The following is a 16218-nucleotide window of genomic DNA, read 5'->3' as shown; positions in this document are numbered from 1 at the left end:
AACCTTTACATAACACTAAAATGACAAAGCGTTAATTTGCGGTTAACACAAGCTTTACATAACGCCCTTTAATTTGCACACAAGAATCAAACAAAGGGATGAATAAATTTTTAGTACTCATTGCATTTTTACTTACTACTATAGTAAATGCACAAGAAACAACAGGTTCTATCGCAGGAAAGCTTACTGATCGCGAGATGAACGGCGAACCATTACCGTTTGCCAACGTAACAATTAAAGGAACTTCTAAAGGGACAACATCAGATTATGATGGTCTTTATGTACTGGATAAAATTGAGCCAGGCACCTATACCGTTGTCTTTAGTTTTGTGGGATACGAAACTTTAGAAATACCAAATGTAAAAGTTGTTGCCGATAAAGTTACCGAGATCAATACAGGTCTTGGCGCCAGTGCAGCTACTTTAGATGAAGTAGTGATTACTACAGTATCCAGAAGGGATAGTGAAGTAGCATTATTGTTGGAGCAAAAGGGCGCTATTGAAATTAAGGAAAGTATCGGCGCCCAGCAATTAGCTAAAATGGGGGTTTCAGACGTAGCGACTGCTACCACAAAAATCTCAGGTGTTACCAGTAGTGAGGCCTCAGGAGATGTTTTTGTAAGAGGTTTAGGTGATCGCTATTTATACACTACAATGAATGGGCTACCTGTACCATCAGATGATGTTGAGCGAAAAAATATTGATCTGGAATTATTTCCTACCAGAGTAATCCAAAATGTAAGTATTAGTAAGACCTATTCTTCAGAAACTTCTGCAGACCAATCCTCTGGTAATATCGATATTTCAACGCGTGAACTTGCTGGTAGAAACGAACTTAATTTAGGTATTAAAATAGGGATTAATACAAATGTAACTAAAAATGGTATCTATGATAATTTCAAGGTTTCTCCTAATCAAGATGATATCACATTAGGTTTCTATAAAAAAGATTTACCAAAAAAACAGGCGCTATATTCACAAAGCTGGAGTCCGCAAAAAGAAAGTGCTCCCATAGATAATCAATACAGCATTGTTGCAGGAACCAAGATTGGAGAAAAACTAGAGGTATTTTTCACAGGATCTCAATCTACTAAATACAGCCATAATCAAGGTGTTTTTAGACAATTTCAATCAAACTTCATTAATGATTCCATTACAGATGCCGAGATTTTCTCTAAATCTGTAAACACAACTGCCTTAGGAAACATTATTTACGAAATGAATGAAAATAACACTGTTAAATTCAATAGCTTATTAATCAACAAAGTTAAGGATGAAGTTTACGAAGGTGGTAGAAACGGAGAAGGTGTGATCTTTGAAGAAACAAATCCTAAAGATGGTTTGTTTCAATTTATAAGAGATCAAAATACAAAGCAAACAAGACTTTTGGTTAACCAACTTATAGGTGAACATAAAATTGGGGAAAAACACGCTATTGATTGGGCAGCTGGATTAAACATAGTAGATGCCGACGAACCCAACCGTATTCGTAATGAAGTTAACTTTGATCCTAATAGCTCTTTTGTTCAATTAGGAACTACAGGTGGTTTTCAACAAAGAAAAACGGCGCAAGCCATCAACGATGAGGAATTTAGCGGCCTTTTAAAAGATAAAATTTCTTTAATCACAGAAGAAGAAAGGAAATTAAGTATCACTGTAGGAGGAAACTATAGAAATAAAGACCGGGATTTTGCCTCTCAATTTGTAGGCGTTGAAGAAAAGTCTACTAATACTCTTAACCCAACATCAATAGATGATATTTCAAGTATATTTATACTAAGGAATTTCCAAAATGGAAATTTAACGATCAATGAATTACAAATAGATCGCTACAAGGCAAACCTAACTTCAGCCTCAGGATTTGCTTCTGCCAATTATGAAATAGGAAAATTCAATTTCAATATTGGAGCAAGATACCAAAATGATCAAATAGAGGTTACTTATGATGTTGGTAACATTCCTGGAAGAATAGGTTCTTCTCAAATTAATAACGATAACATTTATCCAACTTTTAATATAAAGTATGGTTTAAGTGATAAAACTAATCTAAGAATAGCAGGGAGCAAAACAATTACATTACCAGAATTTAAAGAAATTGCTCCTTTTGAATATGTTTCACCAACGGGTCAGGTAACACGTGGTAACCAAAACCTGGAAGCCTCTAAAAATTACAATCTAGACGTAAAATATGAGTTTTTCCCATCAAATGATGAATTAATCTCATTAACCGGATTTTACAAAAATATCAAAGACCCAATAAACAAAGTACAAACAAGAGGTTCATCAGGTGTTTTCTCTTACTTTAACTCTGGTAATGAAGCCAATATTTATGGTATTGAATTGGAAAGCAGGTTTAATCTTTTCGAAGCTACCGAAGAACTTCCCTATAACTTCAATTTTAATTTTAATGCAACCAGAATGTGGCATTCGCAAGATTTAAAAGATGTATATAATGATCAAGGGGGATTAGTCCAAACCTTTAAATATAAAGATTTAAAAGATTCTGGATTACAAGGTGCATCAGATTGGATATTAAATGGCTCTGTAAATTTCAGTACAGATTCAGAAAACCCTTTACTAGCTAATATTACCGCTAGTTATGCTTCAGATAAAATATATGCGCTAGGAACTCCTGCCAACCAACAAGAATACCAAACACAATATAACGAAGCAATTATAGAAAAAGGATTTGTAACCCTAGATGCGGTACTTAACCAAAGCATTGGAGAACACTGGAATTTTAGAATTATTGGTAAGAACTTATTAAATCCTGAAATACAAAGAACACAAAAAATAAAACCTAGTACTACAAGTATTGAGACTGAAGAAGTTGTTCGCTCTTACACAAGAGGAAGTATATTGAGTCTTGGCCTTAATTATAACTTTTAAATTATAACCTAACTAACAAACAATTAAATCTCAAATTATGAAAAGAAATTTTAGAAAATTTACTGCGATGCTTATGCTATCAGGCTTATTCCTGACGAGCTGTAGTAACGATGACGATATCATTGATGATCCTAATGGAGGAGGTGAAATTCCACAAATTGAGGACGAATTAAATGGATCGATCACTGAAAATATGACTTTAGAGTCTGATATTGATTACCAACTAACCGGTGTTTTGAGTATTGAAGCTGGTGCTACTTTAACCATCCCAGCAGGGACAAAAATTACCGCCGAGAAAGGACAGGAGGTTTTTATTGTTATTCAACAGGGAGCTAAAATTGATGTAAAAGGTACCAAAGATGCACCTGTTATTATGACATCAAAAAATAGTAATCCTGGTGATTGGGGTGGCCTTATTTTATTAGGAGAAGGAATTACCACCTCTGGCACCGATGTTACTGCAGAAGTAAGTGGTCTTATTTATGGAGGCACAAACAACGCAGATAATTCTGGCTCTATAGATTATCTTGTTATTGAAGGTGCTGGGGCGCAAATAAATACTAAATCTCAGTATAACGGACTTACTTTATACGCTGTTGGTTCAGAAACAAAATTGAGCAATATCGCTATTATAGATGGAGCTGATGATGGTGTAGAATTCTTTGGTGGTGCAGCTTCAATAACCAATCTTTATCTTGAAAATAACGAAGATGATGCCGTAGACTGGACTGAAGGTTGGAATGGTACCGTTACCAATACATACGTTCTTCATACCATTGAAGGTTTCTCTACTGCTGTTGAAGCGGACAAAACCAATAACAATCCTAAGCTTATAAATTTCACTGCAGTTTCTACTACAGGAGGTACAGCATTACAATTTAAATTAGAATCTGGTGCTACAATAACAGGATTATCGCTTATAGGATACGATACGTCTATAGACATGAAAGATAATGGCCCTCTAGCTAACATCATAATAGATGGAGAAACTGCAGATCCTGAAAAGAATTACAACGCCGTAGCTACCGTAGATGTAGATATGTTTGACTGGATTAACAATAAAGGTAGCGTAGCTTCAAATATTCTTCAGGGAACTATCGATAGTGACGTAACATTAGATGCCTCAGTTGAATATCAGTTAAGATCAAATTACATTGTAAAGGATGGTGCCACTTTAACCATTCCTGCAGGAACCAAAATTTTAGCTAGAAACGGAGGAACAGACGTTTATATCGCTATACTTAAAGGTGGCAAAATAGACATTCAGGGAACAGAAGAAAAACCGGTAGTTATGTCTTCTGAAAACGAAAATCCTGGCGACTGGGGTGGATTAACTATTTGCGGAAAAGCTACTACAACATCTGGAACAGATGTAACTGCTGAAGTTGGTGGTTTCATTTATGGAGGAACTAACGATGAAGATGATTCAGGAAGTATAAAAAATCTTGTAATCTTAGGTACAGGAGCTCAAATTAACGCAGATTCGCAATATAACGGTGTATCTTTTTACGCTGTAGGATCTAAAACTGTAGTTGAAAACCTTGCCGTTATTAATGGAGCAGACGACGGAGTTGAATTTTTTGGAGGAAGTGTATCGGTAACCAACCTTTATCTTGAAAACAACGAAGATGATGCCGTAGACTGGACAGAAGGCTGGAATGGTAAAGTTACTAATACTTATGTTAAACACACCATTGAAGGATTCTCTACAGCTGTTGAAGCGGACGGAACAAATAAAAATCCTCAATTAGAAAACTTTACTGCGATATCGACAACCGGCGGAACAGCTCTTCAGTTTAAAAAAGAATCTGGCGCCATAATGAACAATGTTTATTTGGAAGGTTATGAAACCAATGTAGATATGAAAGATAACGGCCCATTATCAAATATTAAAATTGATGGTGTAAATGCAGAATTAAATGCTGAATACAAAGCGGGTACACAAGTAGAAATTTCTACTTGGTCCTGGATCGATTCCAGACTATAAGATTTAAATTCTCACAACCCATACTAGGCTGTCAATTAATTTTGGCAGCCTTTTTTAGTTTACATACTCTTAATGTTCTAAAAAAACATACATGACATTGCTTTAATTTATTTTAGATCTAACCTTTAATATTAACCTTATGAAAAAAATTACTCTACTATTATTCGGCTTCTACTAATGTCTCTTGTTTTCTCAGCAACCCGACATAAAAAATCTTAAAATTATTGCCGATGATTCTGAAATTTATTAAGGCGACACATACAATCCCAATGGTAGCAATCATGAAAGAATTGATTTTCAATTTGATATAAAAGGAACTTATCAAAAACTAGAACTAAATCTTTATGCCAACACAGATTTTGAACAAGATAGAATTGCATACGTAAGATGTAATTGTGATTGCGACAAGCCTCTAAATTTTTCTGACTATCACACTTTTAAAACTTGGGTAACAAACTATGCTGATAGAATTTTTACAATACCAGGAACAAAGTTTATCCTTGTCGCAAAACATACAAGAGACGGACTTTCGAAAACAATATACTTCCAAAACTCTACAACTACACCGCCACAAACTACACCACCAAGTGGCAATACACAGCCAGATCTTAAATTCAATACGAATGGATCACGAGTAACAAGTGACGCTTCTTCTTCTAGCTTAACTGTAACACACCGATTAAACTATTCCAGCAGCATGCTATCATTTAATTTTATCGTAGATAATATAGGAGATGCTAGCTCTAGTTCAACGAAAATTGAATTTTATAGATCGAGCAATGCTACATTTAATGCGTCAGATGATGCTAAGTTAAGTCCAGAAAAATCAATTCCGTCGATTTGCGCGGGTAGCAGTAACGGCTATTACAGCAAAACTTTATTCGCCTCGGATTTTGAATATGGCTTATCTGGGTATTGGTACATTATTGCGAGAATAAAAGCAGAAGACAAAAATACTAGCAATAATACCGTAGCAGTAAAAGTATATTTTAACCCTTCAAGAAGTTCTTTTTCGACAGCGACAGCGAAAACCACTGCTCCTCAAAAAAACATGAAAGTATACACCTTTTCAGGTGTCCAGGTAATTGATAAAACTGTTAGTTCAGAACAAGAGGAATGGGAAACGGTAAAAAGTTTACAACCCGGTTTATACATTGTAAAATCTGGAGATAAAACCTATAAGGTTAAAAACTAAACGTTTTAAATAGCTATAATCTTAAAAGGCTGCCAATCGCAGCCTTTTTCTATTCCTAATCTGTTAAAAATAACCTAAATACATTTTATCGAATTAAGCAAATTTTAGGTATGATTTTTGATTTTTTATTGTAAGTTTGCAATAACCGACTAAGAAAGCATGAAACAAAATTATCTCTACAGTCTTATATTGGGATTATTTCTACTGATAGCTGCTCCTGCAACTGCTCAGCAGAATGATTCACGTATAGCTAAAAAAACCACTGCAGAGACCATCGAAGGCCTTAGTCTTTATCCTAATCCGGTATCCGGAGATAAAATTTATATCACCAGCACCAAAAATCTTGAAAAAGAGATTGAAATCTACAACGTGTTGGGAAAAGCCATAAAAAAAACGAAACTTCGTGGTAAAGAATTAGACATTTCTTCACTTGTTGCTGGCATCTATATTGTAAAAATCAAAGAGCAAAACGAGATTGCTACTCGTAAGCTCGTTGTTAAATGAAGAGGAGAGGCTTCGGCCCACGTCGTTCATCCCAGTGATAATATTCGCTATTATTCCCATTAATTATTTCTGAAAATTATATTCTTTCTAACTTTGTGTAAACTACCTTTGGGAAAGCCCATCTGGCATTTGTAGGAAAATAATTTTTATTTCGAGGTAAGTCTCGAAGCATATAATCTCGATTATCAAGTAAAAATTGCAGATGATACAACAAAGCAAAATTTTTGATATTCAATCTGAAGCTGATTTTCTAAAAATTAGTCTCGAAATTTTCAAATATCAATTTCAGAATAACAAAGTTTATCGTCATTTTTGCGAGCTGTTAAAAAAATCACCTGAAAATGTTCTCACATTATCAGACATTCCTTTTCTACCTATCGAGCTCTTTAAAAGCCATCAAATAGTTTCTGAAAATAAGCCCGCCGAGATCACATTTACCAGTAGCGGCACTACCGCAAACTCAACTAGCAAACATCTGGTCACCAATTTGAGTATTTATGAAGAAAGTTTCAATAAAGCTTTTGAGCAGTTTTATGGACCAACCGGGGACTTAACCATTCTAGCACTGCTTCCCTCTTATTTAGAGCGTAAAGGATCTTCATTAATTTATATGGTCGAGCATCTTATCCAAAAAAGTAACCAAAAAGAAAGCGACTTCTATTTACATAATTTGGATGAACTAAAAAGTAAACTTATTGCCCTAGATAAAAACGGAAAAAAAATCCTGTTAATCGGCGTATCGTTTGCCTTACTGGATCTTGTTGAAAATCATCAATTTCAGCTTAAAAATACTATTGTTATGGAAACCGGCGGAATGAAGGGCCGCCGTAAAGAAATGATACGGGAAGAACTGCATAGCATCCTCTCTAAAGGTTTCGGGGTTTCGACTATTCATAGCGAGTATGGGATGACAGAGCTGCTTTCTCAGGCCTATTCTAAAGGGAATGGTATTTTTGATTGCCCGCCATGGATGAAGATCCTTATTAGAGATCCTGAAGATGCTTTTTCGCCAGTAAAAAAAGGGAAAACCGGTGGAATAAACGTCATCGACCTTGCGAATATCAACTCCTGTTCATTTATCGCAACTCAAGATCTGGGCAAGATAAATAAAGACCATTCTATAGAAATTTTAGGAAGATTTGACAATAGCGATATTCGTGGTTGCAACCTGATGGTTTTATAATTTCGCTGAATTTTTAAACAAGTATTATTTTTTTCTGAAAAGCTGTAAGTAACCTGAAAAATAACCGACTACCTCTTCGCAGAATAGGAGAAGTCAAAAATTCATTCTGTGGCTAAGTGAAATTTTTTTCATATTAGATTGGTTAGTTAGTTGAATCCCCTCTTGAATTTATCAAGAGGGGATTTTTAATTTAAACAACCACTAATATATACGTATTCTTTTTCCCCTTATTAATGATAACATATTTATCGTTAATAAGATCATTAACGGTAATGGTGTAATCTTCTTTTACTTTCTCTTTATTTACAGAAACCGAATTTTCTTTTAAAGCTCTTCTCGCCTCTCCGTTCGATCTTAAAAAGTCTGTTTTCGCAGATAATGCTCCTATCATATCTAAACCTGCTTCAACTTCTGCTCTGGAAACTTCTGCTTGTGGCACCCCCTCAAAAACATCTAAAAAAGTGGCTTCATTCAAAGATTTTAAATCTTCAGCAGTACTTTTCCCAAATAAAACTTCAGAAGCTTTTACCGCGTTATTATAATCTTCTTCAGAATGTACCATCACGGTAACCTCTTTCGCCAAAACTCTCTGAAGTTCTCTTAAATGAGGCGCTTCCTGATGTTTTGAAATTAAATCGGCTATTTCTTCTTGACTTAAAAAAGTAAATATTTTGATATACTTTTCCGCATCAGCATCACTGGTATTTAACCAGTACTGGTAGAATTTGTATGGCGAGGTTCTGTTGGCATCCAACCAGATATTTCCACCTTCGGTTTTACCGAATTTAGTTCCATCAGCCTTTGTAATTAATGGACAGGTAAGCGCATATCCTTTACCATCTCCAATTCTACGAATCATCTCGGTTCCGGTAGTGATATTTCCCCACTGGTCGCTACCTCCCATTTGCAAGGTACACTTGTGTTCCCTAAACAAATGAAGAAAATCATAGCCCTGTACTAATTGGTAGGTAAACTCGGTAAAAGACATCCCCTCAGAAGCATCTGAAGATAAACGTTTTTTAACCGAATCTTTGGCCATCATATAGTTTACGGTAATATGCTTCCCTACATCACGAATAAAACCAAGAAACGAAAAATCCTTCATCCAGTCATAGTTATTCACTAAAACTGCGGTATTTTCTTCAGATCCTTCAAAATTTAAAAACCGTGAAAGCTGCTCTTTTATCGAATTTTGGTTATGTCTTAAAGTAGCCTCATCTAAAAGATTACGCTCTGCAGATTTCCCAGAAGGATCTCCAATCATTCCCGTTGCACCACCAACCAATGCATAGGGTTTATGTCCCGCTAACTGAAAATGACGAAGCATCATTACTCCTACCAGGTGACCAATATGCAAAGAATCTGCTGTTGGATCGATACCAACATAAGCAGCGCGCATTTCTCCGTTTAGATGTTCTTCTGTGCCCGGCATCACATCGTGAATCATCCCGCGCCAGGTAAGCTCTTCAACAAAATTTTTGTTCATAATTAACAATTTGTTCTTAAAACAGCTGTAAAGATACCATTTACTCTTATTTTTCCTAAGTGCTTTAGCTATATTTACCACATGATTTTAGTTACAGGTGGTACCGGTTTAGTAGGCGCTCATTTGCTTTTAAAACTGGCAGAAGAAAATAATAAGATTAGAGCGATTTATCGTCCCAAAAGTGATCTTTATAAAACACTTGAGGTTTTTTTGTATTATCATAACAAAGAAGAAGCTGAACGCCTTTTTAAAAAAATTGAATGGGTGATTGCTGAACTTACCGATGTACCACAGTTAACACCCGCATTTAATGAGGTTACACAGGTTTACCATTGCGCAGCCTTAGTTTCCTTTAAGCCCAAAGATGAAAAAGCACTTCGCAAAATTAATATTGAAGGCACCGCCAATATCGTTAACCTGTGCATCGCTAAAAACATTGAAAAACTTTGCTATGTAAGCAGCATTGCAAGTTTAGGTAAACCTATTATAAAATCTGAACCTACTACTGAAAATACCCAATGGAATCCTGAAGCAAACAACAGTGATTATGCGATCTCTAAATATGGTGCTGAAATTGAAGTTTGGCGTGCCTCGCAGGAAGGTGTAAAAGTAATTATTGTGAATCCGGGAGTGATTATTGGCCCGGGGTTTTGGCAAAAAGGAAGCGGACAATTATTTACCCGAATTCAAAAGGGCTTAAGTTATCACTTCCCAAAAGTCACTGGTTTTGTGGGCGTAAAAGACGTAGTAAATGCCATGCTAAAATTAATGGCTTCTGAAATTTATAACGAAAGATATATTCTGGTAACTGAAAATCTTAGTTTTAAAGAGGTGATAGATCTTACCGCTTTGAGTATCAACAGGCCAAAACCCGCTAAACCACTTAAAAAATGGATGATTTCTATAGGTTGGTTTGTACAAAAAACAGCCTCATTTTTTGGCTATAGTCGCAGTATCACGAAAAGTGATATTTCAGGGATTTTCAAAAAATCAACCTATGATAATTCGAAAATCAAAAAAGAATTGAATTTTAAATTCACTCCAATGCAAAATGTAATTGAAGAAACCGGCAACTATTTTGTGAAGGACTTGAATAAAAAAGAAATTACTAAAATTTAGTTATCATTTTCCAGTGAATCCGGTATCTGTTGCTGATTTTGCTTTAGACTATCTAATTTTTTGTTATCCCCTGTAAAAACAGAATCGATCTTGATACTATCTACTTCAACGGTATCGGTTTCTTTCTTAAACTCAGGACGGTTTTTCTCCATTTTGGCTTTATTGATAGAATCTTTCACTCGTTTCTCTTCTTCTACCAACTCATCAAAATGAGCCTTTAGAGACTGTAGCGAGTCTTTTACTTTATCAAAAACCCGCTCGTAGTCATCATATTTTTCGGTATAGTACGCATTGCTTTTTTCAAACTGTACGCTATCTATTCCAAATTTTTCATAAATATACTGGTCTGGCTTTATCCCGGTTTGTTCCAGCATAATTTTATTATAATTTCTGGCCGCATTCAACAACGCCATTTCGGTAAGGATATCGACCATCTTATCCTCTGGTATAAGGTTTTTGGGCTTATCCATATGCTTTACATCCTGGCAGGAAAGCCCAATAAAAATGATAAGAATAATACCGTATTTAATAAATCTCATTATCTATCGAATTCCAATTGCTGTGCGACGTTAGCAAAAGGCTGATGCTTAAAATTTTTATACACCAAACGTCCATTTACAAAAGTGTGGGTAATCCTGGATTTAAAAGTAACTCCTTCAAAAGGAGACCATCCACATTTGTATAAAATATTATCAGATTTCACCTGCCATGGTGCATTAAGATCTACCAATACCAGATCTGCTTTATACCCTTCACGAATATAACCACGATCCTTTATATTAAATAAGATTGCAGGATTATGACACATTTTTTCTACAATTTTTTCTAAAGAAATTTTCTCTTTATGATAAAATTGGAGCATCGCAGGTAATGCGTGTTGAACCAATGGGCCACCACTTGGTGCTTTGGTATAAGGGTTTTGTTTTTCCTGCTTGGTATGTGGCGCATGATCTGTTGCTATAACATCCAAAATATCATCGTTTAGCGCTTTCATCAAAGCTTCCTGATCTTTTTCAGATTTTACTGCCGGGTTCCACTTTATAAAGGTTCCTTTTTCTTTATAATCATGATCATTAAACCATAAGTGATGGATACAAACTTCCGCAGTAATTTTCTTATCTTTTAATGGCTTCTTATTGCTGAAAAGCGCTAATTCTTTTGCCGTTGACACATGAAAAACATGCAATCTTGCTCCGGTTTTCTTCGCTAATTTTACAGCATTTGAAGAAGATTTGTAACACGCTTCTTCACTTCTAATCTTGGGGTGAAGCTCGATAGGAATATCATCGCCATACTGCTCTACATACTCTTTTAAATTATTTTGAATAGTCGTTTCGTCTTCACAGTGCACCGCGATCAATAAAGGAGATTTAGAAAATATTTCCTCTAAAACCTTTTGATCATCTACGAGCATATTACCGGTAGAAGACCCCAAAAACAACTTTAACGCCGCCGTTTTTTTAGGATCTACTTTTAAAATTTCTTCCAGGTTATCATTCGTCCCACCAAACATAAAAGAATAGTTAGCGTACGATTTTTCTGCCGCCAACTGGAACTTTTTTTCCAACTCCGCTATGGTAGTCGTTTGCGGCAGTGTATTTGGCATCTCTATAAAAGAGGTAATACCGCCAGCAACGGCTGCCCTACTTCCCATTTCGATATCTTCTTTATGGGTCAAGCCAGGTTCTCTAAAATGCACCTGATCGTCGATAACCCCGGGTAAAAGATGGGTTCCTTCAGCATCAAAGATCTGAACGTCTGGAGATTTTGCACTTATCGACTCAGATATCTCCTTAATAATTCCATCTTCTATAAAAACATCACCTTCAGTAATCTTACCTTCATTTACGATTTTGGCGTTTTTAATCAGGACTTTTTTCATCACTATTTTATTCTGTTAAACAGACTTTTTACTTTCATTTTTATTACTCCAAAAATGGCTTCATAAATTATTGAGCCACTCATTTTAGAGGTTCCCCTGGTTCTGTCGGTAAAAATAACGGGAACTTCGGTTATTTTAAACCCTAAAAGATGCGCTTTAAACTTCATCTCGATCTGGAACGCATAACCTACAAACTGTATTTTATCCAGTTGTATACGTTCTAAAACTTCTCTTTTATAACAAACATAACCTGCCGTGGTATCCTGAATATCCATTCCTGTAATCACCTGCACGTACTTAGAAGCTAACCAAGACATTAAAACACGGTTCATAGGCCAGTTAATCACATTCACCCCGGTAACGTATCGCGAGCCTATAGCCAAATCGGCACCCTCGCGTTTACATGCGTTGTATAATCGTATAAGATCATTGGGATTATGGGAAAAATCGGCATCCATTTCGAAAATATAATCGTACTTCCGTTGTAATGCCCACTTAAAGCCATGTATATATGCAGTTCCTAAACCTGTTTTTTCCATTCGTTCTTCAAGAAAAAGTTGCTCAGGAAACTCAGCCTGCAAAGTCCTTACTCTGGTAGCAGTACCATCTGGCGAATTATCATCTACCACCAAAATATGAAATTTGCGCTGTTGGGAAAAAATATTTCGCACCAGCCGCTCTATATTCTCTATTTCATTAAAAGTGGGTATAATAATGAGCCCATGAACCATTACCGCAAATTTTGCACAAATGTAGGGATTTTAAACAATGCTTTCTTTTGTTTTTAAGCTTAGTTTTTATCACATTCCTTTAAATTTGTAAAAAAATAATTGTGCAGGCAATAGAACATTATACCGAACCTTTAGACTGGATTACAATCATATTTCTAATCTGTTTTATATTGATTGTACTGGTTAGAAACCTGTACACTAATCGATTTACCGAATTCCTCTCTATTTTAACCTCTAACAAATTTATGTTGTTTAAAGGAAAAGAGAACAATGCTTTTCATGGATTTAACATAATCCTTTTTACGGTAAACGCCCTTTCTGTATCTGTTTTATTCTTCTGGATTTATAAATATTATAACACCCCCAATCCATCGGACTATCTTTTAATCTATATAAGGATCTTTACCGCCTATGTGTGTTTCATCCTTTTAAAGTTTGGGGTTGAAAAAATTGTCTCTAATATCTTTAATATTGATAAAATAGTAGATACTTATTTATTTCAGAAATTAAGCTACCGTAATTATATCGCAATACTGGTATATCCTATAACGCTTTTATTAATTTATACCTTTACTATTAGCGATTTATGGGTGTACGGGATTGTAGGATTTATACTTTTCGCCAATTTAACAGGGATATTTAACATCTTTAAACAATATCAAAAGTTAATTAGCGGCAACTGGTTTTATTTTATTTTGTACCTTTGCGCTCTTGAAATTGCACCGTATTTTATTTTATATAAGCTTATTACAGTGTATTAAACGATCAGATAAAGAATATTGATATATGAAAGTGAAAACAATTTTGGTTTCTCAACCAGAGCCTAAAGTAGAAAATTCTCCATATTTCGAATTGGAGGAAAAGCAAAAGGTTAAAGTTGATTTCATCCCTTTTATTCATGTAGAAGGTGTTTCTTCTAAGGAAGTTAGACAGCAAAAAGTAGATCTTTCAAAACATACCGCCATAATCCTAACCAGTAGAAATGCCGTAGATCACTTTTTTAGGGTTGCTGAAGAGATGCGTTTTAAAGTACCAGATTCACTGAAGTATTTTTGCCTTAGTGAAGCCGTTGCTTATTACCTTCAAAAATACGTAGTCTATAGAAAACGTAAAATTTATGTAGGTAAGCGTACTTTTGCCGAGCTTTCTCCGCTTATCAAAAAGTATAAGAATGAGAAATTTTTACTACCCTCTTCAGACATGCTGAAGCCTGTGATCCCTAAAACTCTGGATAAACTGGGGGTACAATGGAAGCAAGCCGTGTTTTATAAAACTGTGGTAAGCGATTTATCACATCTTAGTGATGTGACTTATGATATTTTGGTGTTTTTTAGTCCAAGCGGCATCAAATCCCTATTTGAAAACTTTCCAGATTTCAAACAAAACAATACAAGAATTGCTGTTTTTGGCAACACGACGATTAAAGCTGCAAAAGAACATGGCCTAACCGTGAATATTAAAGCACCAACTTCAGAAACGCCATCTATGACCATGGCTCTTAATAAATATATTGCTGAAGCTAATAAGAAATAAAAATTACCTTCTATTAAAATTCGAAATCCGGTGCTTTGCTTATTAAGCACCGGATTTCTTTATTTACAACATTAACAAATAATCATGCTAAGCATTATACTCTACAGAGAATGGTCCACCCTCCAAGATTTCCCGACTAGCATATTCTTTAAACTGGGAAAAATTTCTTTTAAAAGTATTGGCAAGCTCTTCAGCTTTCAAATCGTAAGCCTCTTTATCCTTCCAGGTATTTTTAGGGTTTAAAACTTCTGTAGGCACATTAGGGCACGCTGTGGGCATTTTGATTCCAAAAATTTCATGGCATTCATAGGCTACCTCATTCAGGCTTCCAGATAATGCCGCATCGATCATTGCCCGCGTATAATTCAGTTTCATTCGCTGCCCTGTACCGTATGGTCCACCCGTCCAACCGGTATTTACTAGCCACACATTTACATTGGCTTCCTTCATTTTTCGGCTTAGCATTTCAGCATAAACCGTTGGATGTAACGGCATAAAGGGCGCACCAAAACATGCCGAAAAACTGGGTTGTGGTTCTTTCACACCTTCCTCAGTACCTGCAACCTTCGCTGTATATCCACTAATAAAATGATAAGCTGCCTGGGCAGGATTTAGTTTACTTATAGGAGGCAAAACACCAAAGGCATCTGCTGTTAAGAAGAAAATATTTTTAGGATTTCCGGCCACCGAGGGCTTTTGGATATATTGAATATGATTTATGGGGTAACTTACCCTGGTATTCTGGGTAATGCTTGTATCTGCATAATCTACTTCTCCGTTTTTAAAGACGATATTCTCTAAAATAGCACCCGGTTTTATGGCATTATAAATATCGGGTTCGTTTTCTTTAGAAAGATTAATTACTTTGGCATAACAACCGCCTTCAAAATTAAAAATCTTATTATCGGGTGTCCAACCATGCTCGTCGTCTCCAATTAACTTTCTATTAGGATCTGCCGAAAGTGTGGTTTTACCCGTACCAGATAAACCAAAAAATATTGCGGCATCTCCCTTGTCACCAACGTTTGCAGAGCAATGCATAGGTAAAGCGTCCTGATAAACGGGTAAAATTAAATTTAATGCTGAAAAGATTCCCTTTTTAATTTCTCCGGTATAGCCTGTACCGCCAATTAGAGCAATTTTTTTACTGAAGTTTAAAATAGCAAAATTCTCTTGTCTCGTTCCATCTTCGTCTGGATCGGCCTTAAAACCGGGCGCATTAAGGATCACCCAATCTTCTTTAAAACCAGACAATTCCTCTTCTGTTGGTCGTAAAAACATGTTATAGGCAAACATATTAGACCATGGATATTCGTTAATTACTCTAATATTTAATTTATAATCCTGGTGCGCACAAGCATAGGCGTCTCGAACATAAAGTGCTTTACCAGAAAGATATTTTGTTACTTTATCATACAATTTATCGAAATTCGATGTTTCGAAAGGGATATTGATATCTCCCCACCAAACTTGATCTTTTGTCACCTCATCTTTTACTATAAAGCGGTCTTTTGGAGATCTTCCGGTAAATTTCCCTGTGTTAATTGCTAAAACTCCGTCACTGGTTTCTTTTCCCAGATTTTGTTTTAATGTCTCCTGCTGAAGTTTTTTTGGTGAAAGTTGATAATTTGTCGTAGCATTTTTAATTCCGTATTGTTTCAACGAAATCGTTTTCGTAATTATGTCTTTTGAATCCATAATTAATAGGTT

At 35.6% G+C, this 16218-nt stretch carries 13 protein-coding genes; 8 read left to right on the top strand and 5 right to left on the bottom strand.

Annotated features, from left to right (window positions below):
• Positions 1 to 98 precede the first annotated feature (98 nt).
• The 5 genes from L1967_RS00265 (at position 99) to L1967_RS00245 (ending at position 7757) form a co-directional block, all read left to right on the top strand.
• Positions 99 to 2888 carry a TonB-dependent receptor gene (locus L1967_RS00265; protein WP_249599714.1) on the top strand — a complete coding sequence of 930 codons (2790 nt, stop codon included), beginning with the start codon at positions 99 to 101 and terminating at the stop codon, positions 2886 to 2888.
• A 37-nt stretch (positions 2889 to 2925) separates the two neighbouring features.
• On the top strand, positions 2926 to 4875 hold the full coding sequence (locus tag L1967_RS00260; protein WP_249599713.1) for a hypothetical protein: 1950 nt from the start codon (positions 2926 to 2928) through the stop codon (positions 4873 to 4875).
• A gap of 697 nt (positions 4876 to 5572) precedes the next feature.
• Positions 5573 to 6070 carry a T9SS type A sorting domain-containing protein gene (locus tag L1967_RS00255; protein ID WP_249599712.1) on the top strand — a complete coding sequence of 166 codons (498 nt, stop codon included), beginning with the start codon at positions 5573 to 5575 and terminating at the stop codon, positions 6068 to 6070.
• Between the two features lie 159 nt (positions 6071 to 6229).
• Entirely contained in the window at positions 6230 to 6574 is a 345-nt protein-coding gene (locus L1967_RS00250; protein WP_249599711.1) for a T9SS type A sorting domain-containing protein, read from the top strand.
• 202 nt (positions 6575 to 6776) lie between these two features.
• A complete protein-coding gene (locus L1967_RS00245; protein ID WP_249599710.1) occupies positions 6777 to 7757 on the top strand; it encodes a LuxE/PaaK family acyltransferase in 981 nt (326 codons plus the stop codon).
• A 190-nt stretch (positions 7758 to 7947) separates the two neighbouring features.
• Here L1967_RS00245 and tyrS read toward each other — a convergent pair whose 3' ends face one another.
• Positions 7948 to 9243, bottom strand: a complete 1296-nt coding sequence (tyrS, locus tag L1967_RS00240) for a tyrosine--tRNA ligase (RefSeq protein WP_249599709.1) — start codon at positions 9241 to 9243, stop codon at positions 7948 to 7950.
• Positions 9244 to 9324: 81 nt separating this feature from the next.
• On the opposite strand from tyrS, the gene L1967_RS00235 reads away from it, so the two are divergent.
• The gene (locus tag L1967_RS00235; RefSeq protein WP_249599708.1) at positions 9325 to 10362 is read left to right on the top strand and encodes an NAD-dependent epimerase/dehydratase family protein; all 1038 of its coding nucleotides are present in this window, start codon (positions 9325 to 9327) and stop codon (positions 10360 to 10362) included.
• On the opposite strand, the gene L1967_RS00230 is transcribed toward L1967_RS00235, so the two are convergent.
• Genes L1967_RS00230 through L1967_RS00220 form a run of 3 tightly spaced genes read right to left on the bottom strand, consistent with a single transcriptional unit; the run spans position 10359 to position 12975 of the window.
• The gene (locus L1967_RS00230) at positions 10359 to 10901 is read right to left on the bottom strand and encodes a DUF4296 domain-containing protein (protein ID WP_249599707.1); all 543 of its coding nucleotides are present in this window, start codon (positions 10899 to 10901) and stop codon (positions 10359 to 10361) included. The two genes, L1967_RS00235 and L1967_RS00230, sit on opposite strands and share 4 nt — an antisense overlap.
• Complete coding sequence (locus tag L1967_RS00225; RefSeq protein WP_249599706.1) at positions 10901 to 12244, bottom strand: dihydroorotase; 1344 nt, start codon at positions 12242 to 12244, stop codon at positions 10901 to 10903. Before L1967_RS00225 ends, L1967_RS00230 begins: the two co-directional genes overlap by 1 nt.
• A 2-nt stretch (positions 12245 to 12246) precedes the next feature.
• Positions 12247 to 12975, bottom strand: a complete 729-nt coding sequence (locus L1967_RS00220; RefSeq protein ID WP_249599705.1) for a polyprenol monophosphomannose synthase — start codon at positions 12973 to 12975, stop codon at positions 12247 to 12249.
• Between the two features lie 101 nt (positions 12976 to 13076).
• On the opposite strand from L1967_RS00220, the gene L1967_RS00215 reads away from it, so the two are divergent.
• A complete protein-coding gene (locus L1967_RS00215) occupies positions 13077 to 13736 on the top strand; it encodes a DUF4271 domain-containing protein (protein ID WP_249599704.1) in 660 nt (219 codons plus the stop codon).
• A 25-nt stretch (positions 13737 to 13761) separates the two neighbouring features.
• The gene (locus L1967_RS00210) at positions 13762 to 14508 is read left to right on the top strand and encodes a uroporphyrinogen-III synthase (protein WP_249599703.1); all 747 of its coding nucleotides are present in this window, start codon (positions 13762 to 13764) and stop codon (positions 14506 to 14508) included.
• A gap of 87 nt (positions 14509 to 14595) precedes the next feature.
• Here the strand turns inward: L1967_RS00210 and pckA are convergent, their stop codons facing one another.
• Positions 14596 to 16206 (bottom strand): phosphoenolpyruvate carboxykinase (ATP), encoded by a 1611-nt coding sequence (gene pckA, locus L1967_RS00205; protein WP_249599702.1) that lies wholly within the window; start codon positions 16204 to 16206, stop codon positions 14596 to 14598.
• Positions 16207 to 16218 lie beyond the last annotated feature (12 nt).

The sequence above is a fragment of the Zunongwangia pacifica genome (genome assembly GCF_023499215.1).
Classification (GTDB): Bacteria; Bacteroidota; Bacteroidia; order Flavobacteriales; family Flavobacteriaceae; genus Zunongwangia; species Zunongwangia pacifica.
Note: the sequence above shows the minus strand (reverse complement) of the source record. Positions and strands in the feature narration are given on the sequence as shown.